This window comes from Paenibacillus sp. MT124, assembly GCF_058792755.1.
In genome coordinates, this window is sequence record NZ_CM179500.1 from 220889 (window position 1) to 236766 (window position 15878).

Below are 15878 nucleotides of genomic sequence, written 5' to 3' on the forward strand. Positions count from 1 at the left end.
AGCTTGCAATGGTTACGACCCTGGTAATGATGGCATTTGGTCTGGCATTCTCCTTTTTGACTGTTCAGATTGCCTCGGCAGCCGAGAGTAAAAATCTCATCTATGATGAGGCCAATCTGCTGAGTGAGCAGGAGAAGAGTGAATTGAACGCACTGGCGAATGAGTATGGAGCCGAGAGGCAGACGGATTTTATTATCCTGACAACAAATAATACGGACAATCAAGATGTCGAGCTGCTGACCGAGGACTTTTACGATGAGCAGGGGTTGGGGTTCGATAAAGTTCACGGAAATGCTGTCATATTGACGATGGATATGAATTTCAGAGAAGTGTACCTGGCCGGATTTTATAAAGCAGAAGATTATCTGGACAGTGGACGGCTCGATGCTATCCGCAGCAGGATCACTCCACATTTGTCTAACGGGGATTATAAGCTTGCTTTCGAGAAATATATAAGGCTCTCTTACGAGTACATGGGATACAGACCGGGTGTAAATCCAAATAATATTTTGTTTAACGGTTGGTTCCAACTAGCTGTTGCTGTTGCCATCGGAGGCATTGTAGTCGGAATCATGGCCTATCGATCAGGCGGACGGGTCACCGTCAATCGAGCAACATATGAGGATTCCAGTAATTCGAGTGTAATTGATCGACAGGATCGGTATATCCGTACCACGGTCACCAAACAAAAAATAGAAAGAAACAATAACAACGGCGGTGGAGGCGGTGGTGGTGGAGGTACCACCCGTGGAGGCCACTCGCATAGTGGAAGTAGAGGTTCGTTTTAGTATCTGAGCATTTGGAGCAGGACCAAATAGAAGGGATGGGAACGAATATGGGATTTTTCAAAAATCAATTTTCGAATGTAGTGGAATGGGAAGAATTCAGAGATGATATGATTTTCTGGAAGTGGAGCAACCGGGAGATCAAGAAGGGCAGTAAGCTGATTATCCGTTCGGGTCAGGATGCGATCTTTTTGAACAACGGCAAGGTTGAGGGAATCTTTGAAGATGAAGGCTCATTTAATATTGATTCCGAGATCATTCCGTTTCTTTCTACATTAAAAGGGTTTAAATTCGGGTTCAACAGCGGCATGCGGGTCGAAGTGCTGTTTGTGAATACAAAGGAATTTACCGTTCGGTGGGGAACGCAAAGCCCCGTACTGATTCCGACACCTCAGCTTCCGGGCGGAATGCCGATTCGGGCCAACGGTACGTTCAACTTCAAGGTCAGTGACTACGTCACGCTCATTGATAAAATTGCTGGCATCAAGCAGAGCTATCTGGTCGAGGATGTCAAAATCCGCATGACATCAGTACTGGATCAGCTGCTTATGAAGTGGATTAGCTGTGAGGGCAAGGATATGTTCAACCTGCAGGCGAACGCATCGGAGATTGCAAAAGGCATACAAGAAGACCTGGATATGCAAATGATGGACATCGGGATTGGCATTACCGGATTCCAAGTGATGAGTTTCAATTACCCTCAAGAGATTCAGGACATGATCACGAAGACCGCTTCGCATGAGATGATCGGTAATCTGCAGAAATACCAGCAGGTTAGCATGACGGATGGCATCGCATCCGGCAAGGTGAAAGGCGGCGGCGCAGCATCGGATATGGCGGGCATGATGATGGGTATGAATATGGCTAACGAAATGATGAAGAACATGAACCAGAATCAAGGCCAGAATCAAAATAATAATAACAACAGTTCAGGCCAAAATACGGATCAACCATCCGCGCCCAAGGAAGGATCTTCTTCTGAGGGAGCCAAGAAGCCGAACTTCTGCCCGAACTGTGGTGCCAAAAATGAAGGAGCCAACTTCTGTCCCAACTGTGGTCAAAAGCTGGTTTAACATAGCGGAATTGAAGAAGGGCTCACATCGGAGTGGAAACTCCGTATGGAGCCTTTTTTTCTTTTGCTATTTCATTTTGATAAAAGTGTTGACAATACCTCAAAAATGATTTATCTTTAATTTAAGATATTTAATTCAAAGGAAAAACAACACCAAAGAATAATATCTGAATCCAATTACAAGGAGAGAGATCAAGATGATGATTCCAACATTGACCAGAATAAATGAACTTTCCAGAAAAGCTAAAGAGGCAGAACTGACAGAGATGGAGAAAGCGGAACAAATTCGTCTGCGCCAGGAATACCTGCAAATCTTTCGCGGTTCGATCAATGATATTCTGCTGAATGTCACCATCTATGATCCGAACGGTGATGACGTTACTCCGGACAAATTGAAACAGGAACAAGCAAGCCAAAACAACAACTAAGTTCAATTGGTCATATATCTTAAAATAAAGATAATACAAATTACAATAAATAAAAAAACTAAAACCACCATATCCAAGGAGGAATTTATTATGACACTTCAAACTGCAGGTATCCACCATATTACGGCTTTTGCGGGAGATCCACAGGCCAATGTCGACTTTTACGCTGGGGTTCTGGGACTTCGTCTCGTGAAAAAAACAATCAACTTCGATGCACCCGACGTGTACCATCTGTACTTCGGGGATGAAAAAGGCAGCCCGGGCACCATTATTACCTTCTTCCCATCTGCCGGATCACCTCGAGGCAAAATTGGCGGCGGCCAAGTGGGCATCACCTCTTATGTCATTCCTCCTGGGACTATTGGCTTCTGGCAGGATCGACTGGAACGGTATAACATTGAGGTAGCCAAAACAAGTCGCTTCAATGAAGAGCTTCTTCAATTCGAAGACAGCGAAGGCTTACGGCTTGAGCTTGTTGAACGGGAAGAGGGTGCTGCCAGCACATGGGAGCATGAAGGAATTCCGGCAAACAAAGCGATCAAAGGCTTCGGCGGTGCTGTATTGTTCAGTGTGAATCCGCAGAGAACAATGGATGCACTGGAGAACATTCTGGGATTCGTCAGAGTGGATGAAAATGAAGAGTACGCCCGTTTCCGTTCCAGCGGAGATATCGGCAACGTCGTGGACGTTCCTGTTACCCGCATACCTCTGGGTGTAGGCGGCTCGGGCACAGTACACCACATTGCGTGGCGTGCCAAAGATTTTGAAGAGCATGAGGCATGGAGAGGGGCCGTATACCAATATGGCTACCAACCAACCCCGGTCCGCGACCGTCAATATTTCAATGCCATCTACTTCAGAGAAGCAGGCGGAATCCTGTTTGAGATTGCAACAGATCCACCGGGATTTGCCAAAGATGAACCTGCCGATGCACTCGGAGAAAAATTGATGCTGCCAGAGTGGTTCGAACCATACCGTGAACAAATCGAAGGCAATCTGCAGCCGATTGTGGTAAGAGCGTTGGAACCTGTCGCAACAGCTGCTAAGTAATGGACAATATAAACCATAGCGGCCAGAACGAAGTTCCGGCCGCGAATGGATTAACTTTTACATAAGACAAATAAAGAATTGAACCCAAAGGAGCATCGAAGGATGATGGAGAAAAAGGTTACCTGGCTGGAGCTGTTTTACGATTTGCTCTTCGTCGCAGCCGTATCCAAAGCAGGACATGTCCTGCTGCATGCCGAACACGGCGTTATTTCGTTTGAATATCTAATGAAATTTGTATTAATCTTCATCCCCGTCTGGTGGGCATGGGTAGGACAGACTCTATTCATTAATCGATACGGTCAGGATGTCCTCAGCCATCGTATCTTTCTCATCCTTCAGCTTCTGTCGGTTCTCGTGATGACGGCAAGTCTTTCCACCCACTTTGATCAGTATTATCTGTCATTCTTCGTAGGGTATATCGGTTCAAGGGCATTTACCGCGATTCAGTATCTTACGGTTCACAAGTCCAAAAGCACACATCAACAACAGGCGGCCCGCTATCTCGGGATCTGCTTTATCATCGGTATTCTGATCTCCTCCGGTTCCCTGTTCTTCGATTCCTGGGTGCGTTACGTCGTGCTGTATGCAGGGATTGCCGTAGATATCGTACTTCCGCTGATTGGTCGCAAAAATCTGGTGAAGGTACCGATCCAGACGCATCACCTGCTCGAACGCTTTGCACTCTTTACACTTATCCTGCTCGGTGAGTCGGTAGTTAGTATTATTGCCGTACTGCAGGCAGATCACTGGGATCTGAGATCCATCCTGTTTGCCGCCTTTACTTCCATATTCGTCATTGCAATGTGGTGGCAGTATTTCGATAACGTGGAGAAAAAGGTCAGCAAGGAGATTCAGACGGCGGGGCAAGCGATCATCTATGGCCATCTGTTCATCTACATTTCAATGAGTATGATCGCCGCTTCAATTCAGCTGCTGTACCTGAATCAGCTTAACTATGTATTCATGCTGGGATTTGGCTTCGGATCGGTATTGCTCTACTTCCTGTCGACCTCACTAGTGTTCCATCGTTACCGACATGCACACTTAAGACTTCGTCCGCTTCATCTGGTAACGATGGTTGGCGTGCTGGCTGCATTTGTCATTGTGGATCTGATCTATCAGGTTCCGAACTACGTTATCGTGGGTGAAGATATGTTATTCTTCCTTTTATATGCGAAGCTGACGACTTGAATAGCGGTTTGAAACGAATTTATAAGTCACCGACGGATTGCGTTCGTGGCTTTTTGGTTTGATTTTTCTAAAATGTCATGTCGACAATGTGAAAAAGCGGTTTCGTGAGTTATTTTCTTCTATAGAATCTGTTAATATGGGACTATGTACAAGTGAATCTACCAAATCACTGAATATCTCATTTATAAGAGGGGCTTGATATAACAAGTACAATAGAACGGAGAGGGCAGAAATAACCTGGAGAAGCGAAGCGTTCGCCTTTATCACCGGATTTCTCCCTTAAAAAAGGGAGTCAGGAAATCTGGGGATAAGAGTGATCGGATGGTTGTTCTGCAATCGAAGTGGTCTAATGTAGGTTGTTCTAAGTTCATTTTATACATAGCGATTCATGGATTATGGGGAGAACAATCAGGAGGGAAATCATTGAGTACACATCAAATCGGGGTTCCATTGGAAGGGTTTGCAGAATTTAGCCGCACGGTTGCCGCAGAAGGCGCGGTACTATTGAGAAACGAAGGTCAGGTACTTCCTCTTCGTGACAACGAAAACGTTTCAGTTTTTGGCCGGATTCAAGTTAACTACTATCGCAGCGGCACAGGTTCAGGCGGAAGCGTGCATGTAGCATATACAACGAACCTGCTGGATGGACTTCGCAGCAAGAAGAATATCACCGTTAATGAAGAGCTGGCAGCAGTCTATGAAAAGTGGATTGAGGAAAATCCATTTGATGATGGCGGTAAAGTATGGGCCGCTGAGCCTTGGAACCAGAAGGAAATGCCTCTGACAGATGAATTGGTTGCACAGGCAAGAAGCAAGTCCGGCAAAGCCATCGTGGTCATTGGACGTACTGCAGGGGAAGATCAGGATAATGCCGATGCACCAGGCAGCTACCAGCTGACCGAAGATGAGAAAGCCATGCTGAAGCAGGTTACAGCGCATTTTGAACACACCATTGTGGTGCTGAATGTCTCCAATATTATCGATATGAGCTGGTTGAACGAAACGTATGTACATCCGATTCAGGGCGTCATTTACTCTTGGCATGGTGGTATGGAGGGTGGTAACGCGATTGCTGATGTACTGACGGGTGACGTTACACCGAGCGGTAAACTGACGGATACGATTGCGTATTCCATCGAAGATTACCCTTCAACAAGCAACTATGGCAACGAGTTCAAGAACCTGTATCAAGAAGATATTTATGTGGGTTATCGTTATTTCGAAACGTTTCGACCTGAAAAGGTGCAATTTGAATTCGGTTACGGCCTGTCTTATACGACGTTTGCCATTCAACCGCAAGATGCTCGCACGATTTCCACAGAAGGCCAAACCTTCATTGAGGTCCGTGTAAACGTGACCAACTCGGGCACGACCTATGCGGGCAAAGAGGTTGTACAGGTGTACTACGAAGCACCACAAGGCAAGCTCGGACAACCTGTGAAGGCTTTGGCTGCCTTCGGCAAAACAGGACTGCTCCAGCCTGGAGAATCGGAATTGCTGACGGTAAGCTTCCCGGTACATACCATGGCATCCTACGATGATGCAGGCGTCACAGGATATGCATCTGCTTACGTTCTCGAAGAAGGTACGTATCGATTGCATGTCGGTACCAGTGTAAAACAAGCAGACCCCATCGAAATTGACGGTCAGGATGGGTACATCGTAGAAACGATTGAATTGGTAGAGCAGCTGCAAGAGGCGATGGCCCCAACCGAAGATTTCACTCGGATGAAGCCAGGTGTTCGCAAGGCGGATGGGTCGTACGAGCTCATTTATGTAGACGTACCGAAGCGTCAGGTTTCCATGGCAGACCGGATTGAGCAAAACCTGCCGCAAACGCTGGAGCAAACGGGTAACCAAGGTTACAAATTAAGCGATGTCAAAAACGGAAAAGTTAGTCTGGAAGCCTTCATCGCTCAATTAAGCGATCAGGATCTGGCTGCGATCGTACGAGGCGAAGGTATGAGCAGTCCACTGGTTACCTCCGGTACAGCGTCTGCATTCGGTGGTGTCAGTGACAGCCTGTTTAACTACGGCATTCCTGTAGCCTGCACAGCGGATGGCCCGTCCGGCATTCGTATGGATAGTGGGGAGAAAGCGACACAAGTCTCGATCGGTACGCTGCTGGCAGCAACATGGAATACGGATTTGGTTGAAGAGCTGTACGTCATGGAAGGCCAGGAGCTGCTAAGAAATCAGGTAGATACGCTGCTCGGACCTGGACTCAATATTCGCCGCAGCCCGCTCAACGGTCGTAACTTCGAGTACTTCTCCGAAGACCCGCTGATCTCGGGTGTGTTTGCGGCAGCATGCACCAAAGGTATTATGAAGGGCGGATCCAATGCGACCCTGAAGCACTTTGCCTGCAACAATCAGGAGAAACATCGCAGCAAGGTCGATGCCGTAGTCTCGGAGCGTGCCCTGCGTGAGATTTACCTGAAAGGGTTCGAAATTGCCGTGAAACAAGGCGGCGCCAATTCCATCATGACCTCCTACAACCCGATTAACGGACACTGGGCTGCATCCAACTACGATCTGAACACGACCATTCTTCGCGGAGAGTGGAATTTCGACGGGATCGTTATGACAGACTGGTGGGCCATTATGAACGATGTGGTCGAAGGCGGAGAGGCTGACCGCAAATATACAAACTGGATGATTCGTGCCCAGAACGATCTGTATATGGTCGTGCCGAACTATGGCGCAGAGATTAACGGCTGGGATGATAACACGATTGAGTCCTTGGCAAATGGAACCCTGACACGAGGAGAGCTCCAGCGCTCGGCGATCAATATTTGCAAGTTCATCATGAATGCACCGGTTTCCTCGAGAAAACACGAAATCGTGGAGAACGTGGCTTCCTTCCAGGCCAATGCATCCCTTGCTGCAGACCAGGCCCAGGCTCTGGCTGAGAATGCACAGGTGAAGCCTGCTGTAAGCGAGCCGGTCTACATGAAAGTGGACGAGGCAGGCCAATATCGGATTATCGTACAGATCATGTCCCCTGAGCCGGAACTGGCCCAAAGCGCATGTAATGTGCTTTTGAATGACCAGTTGATGACGACCATTCAGACCAATGGTACAGAAGGCAAATGGATCAGACAGAAGCTTGTAAAAGTAGAACTGGAAGCAGGGCTGTATGAGTTGAAGCTGGACTTCACCAAACCGGGTCTGCAGATCGACTGGATTGAGTTCAAACAGGTCTAGCACAGGCATACAGGCATCCCGTGATGGGCATGTTGTCACTGGACAGGCTGACTGTTATGATGTTGTTAGGAGATCCTGGAATTCTGAACAATCTGGTCAGGAGTGTTGCGAAGGATGAGAAGGTATAATTTTTGGAGTCCAATCCTGCTGATTGCAGTGGCGTTGATTGTAAGAAGCCTGGTAACCAACCTGGGTATGCTGTTCGGCATGTCGCAGGAATCAGCAAGTAGTATTGCCATGATTGCCATGGTGATTGCCGCACTTATTATGTTTAATCGAATGACGAAGGCTCGTCGCAAAAAATAAAAAAGCCAGGATGACCGAAAAGGAAATCAAGGCAAGATAGGCACCCTCCGGGGTGTCTTTTTTTGTATTGACGTGCTGAACCTAACGTTTTAGACTAAACCTAAATCATGATAACGATATGTAAATAACAAAAATAACAATATAAGCAATGGATACAATTTGCACAATTACATGGAAACGCAGAGGACTGAAAAACGGAAGAGGCGAGGAGCTCCCCTTACCCTGGATGTTAAGCTTCAAAGAGTGAGAAAAAGGACCGCAAATGCACAAGTGATGCGCTTTGTCGGTCCTTATGTCATGGGGCGTGGACGGAACTGGTTCGGTGAGAGTCCGGTACCCCGTCTGAATTGCCTGGAGAAGTGGCTGACGGAGTGATAGCCAAGTTCATCTGCGATATCCTCAATGGTCTTATTGGTACTGACGAGCAGCTGTTTTGCATGGTTAAGCTTCTTCTCCGTGACATATTGCCGAGGGGAGATGCCGTATATTTCTTTGAATATTTTAGTGCACTGGCTGCGGCTGAGATTCAGCTCCTCGGCCATCTGTGAGATGGAACCTTCACTCGAAATCATGTTCAGCAGCTGCTCTTCGATGCGATGTGCAGTATCAGCCTTATGCATGGTGACCTCCGGTATGGCGTCCGGGATAGAATTAGCTTCTTCGGATTGCAGCAGGATGATCTCCTGAATGATCAGGAGGATGTAGGCTTGCAGCGCCATTTTCTGAACCGAGGTCAGGGTGATTCTGGTTTCTGAGCCATTTGGAGCTGACAGGGAAGTCGATGACAGACTGTGCTGCATTTCCCGTTCAATTTTGGCTACATGGGCAGGCAGTTCAGTGGCAGCTGCCTTGCTGTGGGGAATCAGGCGATATTCCTGCTGGCTCAGCGTTCTTCGCAGCTCGGAATCATCAATATCGAAGTGAATGTTAAAAAAGTCAAAGCGTGAATGATGGATCGGTTCCATGTCGCCTGTGGACTCGCTGGTATGGGCGTTCTCCATCTGGTGCCTGGCACCTGCACGGATGAAGAACCAGTCTCCTGGACCAAGCAGAATTTCATCCGCACCGATCAGCATTCTGCCTTCTCCGCACTGGCAATACAGAACTTCATATAAATGATGATGGTGCTTTGGATAGACCCAGCCGGGTGATTTCCTGCCAAAATGACAACCCGTAACCTGCAGTGTGCTCGTCATATTGGGAAAGATCACATCCGTATCCATGGAATCACCGCCTTGAACTTGTTGACACAGATTATACCACTCGGCCAGCAGGCACAAAAGGTCAAAAAACCGGACGCTTTGTGAATGGTGAGAAGCCTCAAAGACTTATATATTGGAAGGAACGAAGGGAGTTATCCAATGAAGAGACAGCCCATATTGGAAGTGATTGCAGTAGATGCAGCAGACGCCAGGGCAGCCGAGCGGGGTGGAGCAGATCGAATTGAACTGGTCTCTGCCATGTCTGAAGGAGGCCTTACCCCCAACGTTGGCATTACCCAGCAAGTGGTGTCCCAAGTTTCCATTCCGGTATATGTCATGGTTCGTCCGCATAGCCGCTCGTTCTGCTATAGCGCTGAGGACATCCGTGTTATGACCCAGGAGGTGCGTACAGCTAGAGAACTTGGAGCATCTGGCATTGTGATTGGTGCCTTGTCGGAAGGCGGGGAAGTTGATCTTGCAGCCATGGCGTCATGTCTAGCCGAAGCGCAGGGACTTGGTGTTACATTTCATCGGGCCATGGATGTGAGCGCAAGTCTGATAGGAACACTCCATTCCATCAGCACGCTGGGACCGGTAGAACGTGTACTGACATCTGGAGGAAAACGGACAGCGCCTGAAGCCATTACTGAATTGAAACAGCTCCATGAACTGGGTCAGGCGTTGGATATAACGGTAATGGCAGGCTCAGGGGTAACCTTGGACAGGATTAGGGATTTGGTAAGGCAAACGGGTATCACGGAAATACATATGGGTTCAGGTGTCCAATATGAAGGCAGTTTTCATAAGCCCATTCATCCGCAGATGGTTGAAGAAGCCAAACAACATCTGTTAAGTGCATTCCAATCCACGAATGACGGGAGTGATACACGATGAGTCATGGACTGCAAGCAGCCGATTGGGTCAAGGCTGCAGCACAAGTCAGTCCTTCCAAGCGCCAGCTGGAATGGCAGGAGATGGAGTTCTACGCCTTTATTCATTTTACGGTAAATACATTCACGGATCGCGAATGGGGGACTGGCGAAGAAAGCCCCGCAATCTTCAATCCTTCGGAACTCAGCGCAGAGCAATGGGTAGAGACGTGTAAGGCGGCAGGGATGAAGGGATTGATCCTGACATGCAAGCATCATGACGGATTTTGTCTGTGGCCAAGTCAGTTTACCGAGCATACAGTCGCAGCCAGTCCGTGGAGAAGCGGCACAGGTGATCTGGTAAAAGAAGTGGCCGATGCCTGCCGTGAGGGCGGATTGAAATTTGGCATTTATTTGTCCCCTTGGGATCGTCATGAGGCATCATACGGGGATTCAGAGAGGTATAACGAGTTTTTCCTCCATCAGCTGCACGAACTGCTCACCAATTATGGCGATATCTTCTGTGTGTGGTTTGACGGAGCATGCGGCGAAGGAGCGAATGGCAAAAGGCAGGTCTACGACTGGGACGCTTACTATGAGCTTATCCGGGAACTCCAGCCGGAAGCTGTGATCTCGGTATGCGGCCCGGATGTCCGCTGGTGCGGCAACGAGGCTGGTCATACACGGGATTCGGAATGGAGTGTTGTGCCGGCGCATATGCAGGATAATGAGAAGATTCAGGAGCAATCCCAGCAGGTGGATGATGGGGAGTTTGCCAGAAGGGTCAATACGCAGGACAGTGATTTGGGAAGCAGAGAGGTCATCCGTGACCTAGGTGACCAACTTATCTGGTACCCTGCCGAGGTGAATACATCCATTCGTCCAGGATGGTTCTATCATGCAAGCGAGGATACCCAGGTCAAAACGCTAGAAGAGCTGCTTACCGTTTATTACGGCGCAGTAGGCGGCAACGCCAGTTTTCTGCTCAACCTGCCGCCGGATCCGCGTGGCCTTATTCACGAACGGGATGTGGAACGGCTGCAGGAGCTGGGAGATGTTCTGCGTACCACGTTTCAGGAAAACCTGGCATTGCATGCACAGGCTGAAGCATCAGAGACGATGGATGAACAACATGAAGTCTCGCAATTGCTGAGTGAACAGCGGAATACGTATTGGTGTCCGCGAGAAGGAACGGAGCAGGCGTGGATTGAGGTGGATTTGCTAACGGAGACAACGTTTGACCGGGTTGTGCTGATGGAACATATCCAGATAGGTCAACGGATTGAGCGTTTTACACTGCAAGTTAGCAGGCCAGACGGCACCTGGGATGAGATATATACCGGAACGGTAGTAGGGTACAAACGAATTTGTCGCTTTCCGAGGATCACATCGAGAAGGGTTCGACTAACCATTCATCAATCCAGATGGTACCCGACGTTGTCCAGGCTGGGTATATATCTGAGCGAGCGGGGAGAAGTGTAGCATGGCGGTTTTGACCTATCAAGGTTCACAATTCATGTATGATAACAAGCCTGTTCAAATTTTATCTGGAGCCATCCATTATTTCAGGGTTGTCCCCGAATATTGGGAGGATCGGCTGCTGAAGCTGAAGGCTTGCGGATTGAATACCGTGGAGACATACGTGCCGTGGAATTTTCATGAACCACAGCCGGGACAGTATCGTTTTGAGGGCATGGCGGATCTGGAGCGTTTTATTCAAATTGCAGGAGATATGGGTCTGTATGTGATTGTCCGTCCGAGTCCCTATATATGCGCCGAATGGGAATTCGGAGGATTGCCTTCCTGGCTGCTGGCTGATGATGCCATCCGTCTTCGATGTAATGATGAGCAGTTTCTGGCGAATGTGGACCGTTATTATGATGTGCTTTTGCCCAAATTGCAACCGCTCCTCAGCACTCAAGGTGGACCGATCATCGCGATGCAGATCGAAAACGAATACGGCAGCTTCGGAAATGATGCGAGTTATCTGAAATATTTGCGTGATGGCATGGTGCGGCGTGGTATCGATGTACTGCTCTTTACCTCGGACGGACCGACAGACCACATGCTGCAGGCTGGATCAGTGCCAGGACACCTGGCTACGGTCAATTTTGGCTCAGGGACGCAAGGGGCTTTTGCCAAGCTGCGCACATATCAAGCCGAAGAACCACTGATGTGTATGGAATACTGGAACGGTTGGTTTGATCACTGGGGAGAGTCACATCATACTCGTGATGCAGAGGATGTAGCTGGTGTATTCGAAGAGATGCTGAGAGAAGGTGCTTCAGTTAACTTTTATATGTTCCATGGTGGAACAAGCTTCGGATTCTACAACGGGGCCAATTGTCAGCAAAAGGATCAATACGAGCCTACCATTACAAGTTATGATTACGATTCTCTGCTCAGTGAATCAGGGGAGCCGACAGCAAAATTCCATGCCGTACGTGATCTTATTGCCCGGTACAGCGGCCGCGATATGGGAGAGCTTGTGCTGCCTGAATCAAAGGGTACCTTTGCCTACGGGCGAGTGGAGTTGACGGAACAGGCAGAACTGCTGAGACAGGTGGGCAATATCTCGGTCCCAGTTCAGCGAACCAATCCGGAACCGATGGAAAAGCTCGGTCAGGATTATGGATTTATTTTGTACCAAACCCGAATTTCCGGGCCAAGAGAGCGGCAAGAGCTGGTGGTTCAAGAGGTGCATGACCGTGCACTGGTGTTTGTGGATGGACAATTCCAGGGCGTGCTGGAACGCGGGAACGATGCTTTGTCAGTATCCTTTGAAGTGCCTGAAGAGGGTGCGGACATTTCGATCCTTGTTGAAAACATGGGGCGTATCAACTATGGACCTTACCTGAGAGATCCGAAGGGCATTACAGAGGGAGTACGTCATGGTTTTCAATTTCTGTTCAATTGGACGATTCATTGTCTGCCGCTGACGGATCTATCAGGATTGCAATTCGACGAACGATCTTCTGATATTGAAGGTCCGGCATTTTACCGGGGGAACTTTCAAGTCAACGAAGCGCAGGATACCTTTCTGCGACTGGACCATTGGACCAAGGGCGTTGTTTATGTAAACGGCTTCAATCTGGGGCGATACTGGGATAAGGGGCCGCAAAAAACCTTGTACGTCCCTGCGCCCCTGCTGCGCCAAGGTGTAAATGAAATCATCGTGTTTGAGCTGCATAAGACGACCGATCAGGCAGTAACTTTTGTAAATCAGGCAGATTTGGGCTAGGAAAAGGAAAAAAGCATAGCAAACGATTATTGGGAATTGTCGAGCCATCCGGAAAAAGGTATACGTTGGGTATGGTCATCGACTACATGAGAGGATGAGGTGAAGTATGAAAGTTGGACTTAGTACCTACAGTTTGCAGCAGGCACTTGATCGCAATGAATTGACCGTACCGGATGCCATCCGATTTATCGCTGACCAGGGCGGCGAGCATGTGGAAATTGTACCGATGGGATTCAGTCTGATCGACAATCCGGAGTTGATTGATGAAATTAAACATACTGCAGAAGAGGTCGGAATCGACATTTCCAATTATGCGATTGGCGCAAACTTCGCTGTACAGGAGGACGCCGATGCGCTGGAGCAAGAGATACAGAATGTGATGCGGCATGTGGATGTGGCTGCTGCGCTGGGTGTTAAGCTTATGCGTCATGATGTAGCTTTTCGTCCGGCCGAAGAAGGGACTGTAGCGCAGTTTGAAACGGACCTGCCGGTACTGGTGCAGGCATGCCAGCGAATTGCCGATTATGCAGCAGGCTTCGGAATTACAACGAGTGTAGAGAATCACGGGTACTATGTGCAGTCCAGCGAGCGAATTCAGCGTTTGCTGCATGAAACGGCACGGGAAAATTTCAAGACCACGCTGGATGTCGGTAATTTTCTCTGTGTGGATGAAGATCCGGTGAGTGCTGTGAAAAATAACATTCCATACGCGTCAATTGTGCACGCCAAGGACTTCTACTGGAGATCTTCGTATCGGAATCCTGGTGAAGGCTGGTTCCAAACCTCGCACGGCAATTACCTGCGCGGTGCTATTGTAGGCAATGGCGATATCGACATGCCTGAGGTGTTCCGTGTATTGAAGCAATCCGGGTATGACGGATATATTTCGGTTGAATTCGAGGGCATGGAAAATTGCCAAACTGCCTCACGCATTGCGATGGATAATGTTCGCCGCCTATGGGAAGAGGCATAGGGCTGAGTATTTGTTTTAAATAAAAGTATGAATAGTTACGTATGGATCTAACGGAAAGTTAATTCAGTTAGGAAAAGTAGTGTAGGGGCGAATTCGATTCTGGAGAAGCGGAGCGTGCGCCTTTATCACCGGATTTCACCTTTGAAAGAAAGGGATTAAAGAAATCTGGGGATAAGAGCGATCGGAAGAACGAATCGCAACCGGAACGTCTACTCTGCGGAACGACAATCATTAGATTTTATTTATGGAGGGATCAGCACAATGTCCAAATTGAAAGTCGCCGTTATCGGTGCCGGATCAATATCCGATTGCCACCTGCAAGCCTATGCCAGTAATCCAGACGTTGAAATATACGCCATATGCGACCTGAATGAAGCACGTGCCGCAGACATGGCGAAAAAATATGATGCAACTCATGTATTCACCGATTACAAGGAACTGCTGGCCTTGCCCGAGATTCATTCTGTCAGCATCTGTACATGGAATGATTCTCATGCAGAGATCAGCATTGCTGCACTGGACGCCGGAAAAAACGTGCTGTGTGAGAAGCCGCTATGCCAAACCGTAGAAGATGCCCTCGAAGTAGAGAAAGCCGTTCATCGCAGCGGCAAGCTGCTGCAGGTCGGTTTTGTACGCCGTTATAGCGACAATGCGCAGATTCTGAAGAAGTTCATTGATGCGGGTGAGCTGGGCGAGATCTATTATGCCAAAGCATCCAGCCTGCGTCGCCTCGGTAACCCGGGCGGCTGGTTCTCGGATATCAATCGCTCCGGCGGCGGTCCGCTGATTGATATTGGCGTGCATGTCATTGATATTTGCTGGTACCTGATGGGCAGACCAAAAGTGAAATCCGTTTCTGCCAACGTGTCCAATCGACTCGGCAATCGTGCCCATATCAAGAATCTGTCCTTTTACAAAGCCGCAGACTATGACGCTGATCAGAACACTGTTGAGGACATGGCGAATGCCCTGATTCGTTTCGAAAACGGGGCAAGTCTGCTTGTGGATGTCAGCTTCACACTTCATGCGAAGGCAGATGAAACCTCGGTCAAACTGTACGGCGACAAGGGCGGTGCCGAACTGGAGCCGGAAATCTCGATCATTGGCGAGAAATTCAACACCATTTTGAACATGACCCCGCAGGTGGATTTCAAATCCTTCGATTTTATGGGCTCGTTTCGTAATGAAATCAACCATTTTATCGACAGCACACAGGGCCGGAAGGAGACGCTTAGTCCGGTAGAGGACGGCGTGGAAGTGATGAAAATGCTCTGTGCCATTTACGAGTCAGCACGCGAGGGACGCGAAATTTCACTATAATAATGCCCTTATTTGTTGAACTGAACGTTTAAGCCAAAACGGAGATTGCAGAACCAATCTGTATTACGAAGTAACAGGACTTAATATGTCTTGCTTAGTTGAACTAAACCGTTACACGTTAACGGAGAGGGCAGAACCAATCTGGAGAAGCGAAGCGCTCGCGTTTATCCCCGGATTTCCATCAATTACAAAGTGAATTCAAAAAAATCCGGGGATAACAGCGATCAGAAGATG

The 15878-nt window shown here is 48.4% G+C and carries 13 protein-coding genes; 12 read left to right on the forward strand and 1 reads right to left on the reverse strand.

All coding sequences use genetic code 11. From position 1 onward, the window contains the following. Positions 1-26: 26 nt before the first annotated feature. The 7 genes from AC3RCI_RS01070 to AC3RCI_RS01100 all read left to right on the forward strand — a co-directional run bounded on the left by AC3RCI_RS01070 (position 27) and on the right by AC3RCI_RS01100 (position 8039). Positions 27-788, forward strand: a complete 762-nt coding sequence (locus tag AC3RCI_RS01070; protein ID WP_492529765.1) for a TPM domain-containing protein — start codon at positions 27-29, stop codon at positions 786-788. 47 nt (positions 789-835) lie between these two features. Further along, complete coding sequence (locus AC3RCI_RS01075) at positions 836-1858, forward strand: SPFH domain-containing protein (RefSeq protein ID WP_492527313.1); 1023 nt, start codon at positions 836-838, stop codon at positions 1856-1858. A gap of 199 nt (positions 1859-2057) precedes the next feature. Further along, positions 2058-2285, forward strand: a complete 228-nt coding sequence (locus AC3RCI_RS01080; protein WP_095293145.1) for a DUF896 domain-containing protein — start codon at positions 2058-2060, stop codon at positions 2283-2285. Positions 2286-2375: 90 nt separating this feature from the next. Next, positions 2376-3335: a ring-cleaving dioxygenase gene (locus AC3RCI_RS01085; RefSeq protein WP_492527314.1), complete on the forward strand. Its 960-nt coding sequence runs from the start codon at positions 2376-2378 to the stop codon at positions 3333-3335. A 102-nt stretch (positions 3336-3437) separates the two neighbouring features. Continuing rightward, the gene (locus tag AC3RCI_RS01090; protein ID WP_336784220.1) at positions 3438-4526 is read left to right on the forward strand and encodes a low temperature requirement protein A; all 1089 of its coding nucleotides are present in this window, start codon (positions 3438-3440) and stop codon (positions 4524-4526) included. A gap of 423 nt (positions 4527-4949) precedes the next feature. Continuing rightward, positions 4950-7733 carry a glycoside hydrolase family 3 C-terminal domain-containing protein gene (locus AC3RCI_RS01095; RefSeq protein ID WP_492473476.1) on the forward strand — a complete coding sequence of 928 codons (2784 nt, stop codon included), beginning with the start codon at positions 4950-4952 and terminating at the stop codon, positions 7731-7733. A 114-nt stretch (positions 7734-7847) separates the two neighbouring features. Further along, positions 7848-8039: a hypothetical protein gene (locus AC3RCI_RS01100; protein WP_095362005.1), complete on the forward strand. Its 192-nt coding sequence runs from the start codon at positions 7848-7850 to the stop codon at positions 8037-8039. Positions 8040-8329: 290 nt separating this feature from the next. On the opposite strand, the gene AC3RCI_RS01105 is transcribed toward AC3RCI_RS01100, so the two are convergent. Beyond that, positions 8330-9262, reverse strand: coding sequence for a helix-turn-helix domain-containing protein (locus AC3RCI_RS01105; RefSeq protein ID WP_492473477.1), 933 nt, complete (start codon positions 9260-9262; stop codon positions 8330-8332). Between the two features lie 138 nt (positions 9263-9400). Here AC3RCI_RS01105 and AC3RCI_RS01110 point away from each other — a divergent pair, with 138 nt between their 5' ends. The 5 genes from AC3RCI_RS01110 (at position 9401) to AC3RCI_RS01130 (ending at position 15644) form a co-directional block, all read left to right on the forward strand. Beyond that, positions 9401-10135 (forward strand): copper homeostasis protein CutC, encoded by a 735-nt coding sequence (locus tag AC3RCI_RS01110; protein ID WP_492527315.1) that lies wholly within the window; start codon positions 9401-9403, stop codon positions 10133-10135. Beyond that, complete coding sequence (locus AC3RCI_RS01115; RefSeq protein WP_492527316.1) at positions 10132-11592, forward strand: alpha-L-fucosidase; 1461 nt, start codon at positions 10132-10134, stop codon at positions 11590-11592. Before AC3RCI_RS01110 ends, AC3RCI_RS01115 begins: the two co-directional genes overlap by 4 nt. Before the next feature lies 1 nt (position 11593). After that, a complete protein-coding gene (locus tag AC3RCI_RS01120; protein ID WP_492527317.1) occupies positions 11594-13351 on the forward strand; it encodes a glycoside hydrolase family 35 protein in 1758 nt (585 codons plus the stop codon). Between the two features lie 106 nt (positions 13352-13457). After that, the gene (locus tag AC3RCI_RS01125; RefSeq protein ID WP_492527318.1) at positions 13458-14324 is read left to right on the forward strand and encodes a sugar phosphate isomerase/epimerase family protein; all 867 of its coding nucleotides are present in this window, start codon (positions 13458-13460) and stop codon (positions 14322-14324) included. 261 nt (positions 14325-14585) lie between these two features. Next, entirely contained in the window at positions 14586-15644 is a 1059-nt protein-coding gene (locus AC3RCI_RS01130) for a Gfo/Idh/MocA family protein (RefSeq protein ID WP_110821807.1), read from the forward strand. The last annotated feature ends 234 nt before the right edge of the window (positions 15645-15878 follow it).

Coding starts and splice junctions, on each gene's coding strand:
- AC3RCI_RS01115 (WP_492527316.1), top strand. CDS start 10,132: ATGAGTCATGGACTGCAAGCAGCCGATTGGGTCAAGGCTGCAGCACAA.
- AC3RCI_RS01110 (WP_492527315.1), top strand. CDS start 9,401: ATGAAGAGACAGCCCATATTGGAAGTGATTGCAGTAGATGCAGCAGAC.
- AC3RCI_RS01125 (WP_492527318.1), top strand. CDS start 13,458: ATGAAAGTTGGACTTAGTACCTACAGTTTGCAGCAGGCACTTGATCGC.
- AC3RCI_RS01120 (WP_492527317.1), top strand. CDS start 11,594: ATGGCGGTTTTGACCTATCAAGGTTCACAATTCATGTATGATAACAAG.
- AC3RCI_RS01070 (WP_492529765.1), top strand. CDS start 27: ATGATGGCATTTGGTCTGGCATTCTCCTTTTTGACTGTTCAGATTGCC.
- AC3RCI_RS01090 (WP_336784220.1), top strand. CDS start 3,438: ATGATGGAGAAAAAGGTTACCTGGCTGGAGCTGTTTTACGATTTGCTC.
- AC3RCI_RS01075 (WP_492527313.1), top strand. CDS start 836: ATGGGATTTTTCAAAAATCAATTTTCGAATGTAGTGGAATGGGAAGAA.
- AC3RCI_RS01085 (WP_492527314.1), top strand. CDS start 2,376: ATGACACTTCAAACTGCAGGTATCCACCATATTACGGCTTTTGCGGGA.
- AC3RCI_RS01100 (WP_095362005.1), top strand. CDS start 7,848: ATGAGAAGGTATAATTTTTGGAGTCCAATCCTGCTGATTGCAGTGGCG.
- AC3RCI_RS01105 (WP_492473477.1), bottom strand. CDS start 9,262: ATGGATACGGATGTGATCTTTCCCAATATGACGAGCACACTGCAGGTT.
- AC3RCI_RS01080 (WP_095293145.1), top strand. CDS start 2,058: ATGATTCCAACATTGACCAGAATAAATGAACTTTCCAGAAAAGCTAAA.
- AC3RCI_RS01130 (WP_110821807.1), top strand. CDS start 14,586: ATGTCCAAATTGAAAGTCGCCGTTATCGGTGCCGGATCAATATCCGAT.